The organism is Kaarinaea lacus (assembly GCF_975902315.1).
Genome location: NZ_CDLKIE010000053.1, coordinates 1 through 3855, shown reverse-complemented (window position 1 = coordinate 3855; position 3855 = coordinate 1). Strand labels below are relative to the sequence as shown.

The window sequence follows — 3855 nt, the reverse complement described above, 5'->3', positions numbered from 1 at the left end:
GTTCTACCAGGTCCTCTTCCGCGTCGCCATAGAGTTGACGGCTTCCCAGCAAGAATCGCCGGGTGTTGCGATCAGCGACCAGTGTGATCTGCCGGTCCAGTTCTTCGCGTTTTTCAGAAAATATATGCGCCAGGGTAGGGTCTTCAATGTGCTCCAGGGGAATCTTGAATAACTGTCGTTTGAGTAATCCCGGATCGATGGGGCGGGCGCGATACAGAAATTCCGGCTGACGCTGAAAATTGCCATCCTTAAATTTCTCCCAGGCGGCTGGTGCGTTGACCGGTGTTACATGTAACAGCAAATCAAAGGTATTGCTGATTGTTGCCAGTTTTTCATCCGTCTCATAGACTGCGTGGGTCATGGACCGCCGGCCAAGCTCGTGATAATGAACGGGGCGATGGGTAGTCGTTAAATGAATAAACTCGTAAAAGGTACGTTTTAATGCCCGGGCCAGTTTTCGCTGAAGTTCTTTCAACTCGAAAGGGAAGAGTGTCGCGTGTTGATCCCGGTATATGGGGGTAACTTCAAGTCCGAGATGAATCCAGTTGTGAGCCGTTAATTGATCGTTACTTAATAATGGTGCTCGTTCAGGTGGATGAACGGCGTCAGTAAACTGAACAGCAACGCTGGATTTTTGCTTATTGACACGAATTTTTAGCAGGGCGCTTTGGAACTTTTCCAGTAACTGGGAAGGGCTATGCTGCTTTGGCGCGAATATTTTAAATCCAGGTGGTGCGTGTTCGGTTTCCGGGATTTGGCCTGCCCAAATTTCCAGTATTAAAAATGCACCAAATGCCTTCGTCTGGATATTAGCAATGGTTGCTACAATTTCACTCAGCGCTTTATGGTCAACAGCTACGTCTTCCACTAACAGGTAAGAAGCTTCCCCCAACAGCAAGCGGTCGGTGCCGATATCAACAGGCTCGGCTGGGCGGCGATACACAACCAGGAACGGCAACTGCCGGTCGATATGGAGATTACCGTGCTCAGGTCCGTGGTATCGCACCGGCTTATTTTTTGCCAGTGCATCATAGATACCGGCCATTTTCTGTTCGGTAAGTTGAGGCACGTTTTTAACACTCCAGTGTTTCAAGTTCCTCTAATATTCCGGGTATGGTTGATTGTAACGCATCGCGGATAGCATCTATTTGTTCTACATCACCAACACCGGTCCATTCGTCCATGTAGAATTTCTTGAATTCCACGGCGATAACGCATGCCGTCGTGGGATAACGGTTATGTATCCAGTGCGCCAGCTGGCGTCCCTTGAATTTTACGTTTTCCCGCACATCCAGGTGACGCCCCAAAAAGTTGTAGCGACGCAGGTCTTCCATGAAACGATCTACCAGATGACCGCAGAGTTTTCGGTCCATGGTGCCGGTGCCAATATTTACCTCGGGATGTGTTTCGGGATCGGCTGGCGGCTCATGGGCGCCTCTGCGTCGGTAGTTGTAAGCGTGCAAATCAAATATCACAACACGCCGGTAGTGCCTGGCCATTCGGTCCAGTATTTGTGCAAGTTCTTTATAGAAAGCATCATATTCTTCCAGGGAGTGTTCAACCATCGTTTTGCTGGGTGGGTGTTTCCATAAATGCAGTCCCCAGGCCATTTCAGGTGTCTGGTACACTGCCTCATCACGCGGTCGGTTTAAGTCCACTTCAAAACGTGACCGGGTTGGAACTAACCAGCTTGGAATGACTTTTACCCAGTAGTCAGTGTAGGGATCCTCTTCGCGGGATCGTTCCGCCTCGTCCAGCGCAATCAATGGAAACAATTCCCCGCGAATTTCGTGGCCTGCATGAATGGCGGTAGCCATTAAAGGGCCTTCTTCCCGTTCCTCCAGCCATAACTGTTGTGAAGTTTCGCTGTTCATGGATGTTCGCTTGCCTGTTAAAACCCAGCGTTCTACGTGACTACCATAACACTATGATAGTGCGTGGAAATTAGCTGATACTTGATCTGTGTCATTACCGCTTACCCAGGGCGAATTGTGGGATACTGTTAGGTAATTGATTTAACAGTCAAAAAGGAGATGGTTTAAAAAATGGCGAAGGCGGTGTGTTGTATGTTGCTTGCCTGGAACGGCAGCTGTGAATGAGGAAAAAAAGTAGCCATTCAATGACTCGCTATTTCAATTTTCCACCATCTTTCAATGATGCTGGATAGATTAAAAAATAATACCTCCGGCACCTTCCACCACAAGCTTTTTCCAGGCTTGTTTTACTCAGCTAAGGTGCTTTACATAAAGTGTAGTTATTCTGTTGCATCAACTAAACGCTGATATAGCGCATCTTTCAACTCAGCTCTTTCATTTTTTAACTCATGCATAGCATCATCATCGATTGGCGCGCCATTTAATTCAAGTTCTCGAATTTCTTTATCGAGATCGTTGTAACGTTTGGTATCTTTTGCAAAGGCTTCATCGTTTTGGGCAAGCCTGGTAATAGTATCCTGGTGCTCAGGAAATTCATTAACAAGAGAGTGATTTTCGCCTAACATAGTAACCTCTTTTTCGGTAGCTAAATGAACTAAATCAACACTTTGTAGAACTAATAATCTGGATCTGCCTCCATTAATTATAGACTGAACTTCATGATATTTGCGTTACTCGGAGTATTATTATTGATAGCGATCTATGCCCCCAGCCTTTGGGTGCGTTTCGTTATGGACAGGTATTCCAGAGAAGACCCAGGTATACGCGGTACGGGGGGCGAACTCGCTGTTCATCTAATAAACCGTTTCCAGTTGGAAGGCGTTAATGTGGAGGAGACGGAACCTCACAATGACCACTTCGATCCTTCATCTAACACGGTACGCCTGAGCCCCGATAATTATAATGGTCGTTCACTCACCGCGATTGCCGTAGCGGCACACGAAGTTGGGCACGCTATCCAGTTCAACCGAAAAGAGGCCATCAGCCTGCTAAGAGGCCAATATATCCCAAAGGCAGTTTTGATCAATAAAATTGGTATTGGAATAGTGATGCTGATGCCAGTGGTTGGTTTGATTACGCGCGTACCTCATGCAGCCATTATTACCGCGGTGGCCGGTATTTTGGCAATGCTGGTATCGGCATTGATGTATTTAATTGTATTACCCGAAGAGTGGGACGCAAGTTTTAACAAAGCGTTACCTATCCTTGTTGAGGGAGAATACATTAACAAAAATCAGGAGCAGGCAGTGAACAAGGTATTGCGGGCAGCGGCGTTGACTTATTTTGCCGCTGCGCTGGCGAATATACTTAGCCTGTGGCGTTGGCTGATTTTGCTGAGGTTACGCTAATCAAAGCCATAGTCGCTCCGTTTCAAACGATACTGACATGCTTAGGGTAAGTCTATAGCTTCGATTCGACGTATGACATGATTTTCTGTATCCGCAACATACAGCTCGGAGCCAACTGCTGTAAGCCCTTTGGGAAAATTAAAACTTGCTTGATTATCGGGCCCGTCAATAAAGTCGTTCATTTCATATAATTGGCGAGCGTTTGCGAGTCCGAATTTAGGTAATGATTAGGCATTTAACACCTTTTTCCAGGCAATTCGAAGTATGCTATTAACATTATTTTCTATGTTTTCACCATGTGCGAGTATGACTCGTTCAGCATCCCATTCAATAATGGTTTCCAATCCCTTTTTTACAATTTTTTTGTTCCCCCAGCCCAGTTGGTATTCTGGGGCTGCCTTTGGGTTGTTCCACATTCTAAAAATATACCGCCACCAGAACTGCAGATACCTACTTGCTTTGTGTTGATAATCATCGCCAATATTTTCCAGTAAATCTACGAGAATGAGTGTTTTCGAGGGCCTGTGGAAAAATGCCACCTCCCACATAATCCTGGTTTCTTGTATAAGTAC

General features: G+C 46.2%; 4 protein-coding genes and 1 pseudogene. 1 reads left to right on the top strand and 4 read right to left on the bottom strand.

The genetic code is table 11. The annotated features are described in order from the left end of the window. From ACWVCM_RS00935 to ACWVCM_RS00925, 3 genes are all read right to left on the bottom strand, one after another. Nucleotides 1-1069 (bottom strand): tyrosine/phenylalanine carboxypeptidase domain-containing protein (locus tag ACWVCM_RS00935; protein WP_455199816.1); only part of this gene is annotated, 1069 nt, incomplete at its 3' end. A gap of 4 nt (nucleotides 1070-1073) precedes the next feature. After that, a complete protein-coding gene (locus ACWVCM_RS00930) occupies nucleotides 1074-1874 on the bottom strand; it encodes an N-formylglutamate amidohydrolase (RefSeq protein WP_455199815.1) in 801 nt (266 codons plus the stop codon). 380 nt (nucleotides 1875-2254) lie between these two features. After that, the gene (locus ACWVCM_RS00925) at nucleotides 2255-2500 is read right to left on the bottom strand and encodes a YdcH family protein (protein ID WP_455199814.1); all 246 of its coding nucleotides are present in this window, start codon (nucleotides 2498-2500) and stop codon (nucleotides 2255-2257) included. A 93-nt stretch (nucleotides 2501-2593) separates the two neighbouring features. Here ACWVCM_RS00925 and ACWVCM_RS00920 point away from each other — a divergent pair, with 93 nt between their 5' ends. Next, nucleotides 2594-3283 (top strand): zinc metallopeptidase, encoded by a 690-nt coding sequence (locus ACWVCM_RS00920; protein WP_455199813.1) that lies wholly within the window; start codon nucleotides 2594-2596, stop codon nucleotides 3281-3283. Nucleotides 3284-3510: 227 nt separating this feature from the next. Here ACWVCM_RS00920 and ACWVCM_RS00915 read toward each other — a convergent pair. Next, nucleotides 3511-3855 (bottom strand): annotated as a pseudogene (locus tag ACWVCM_RS00915) (hypothetical protein); the annotation flags it as partial.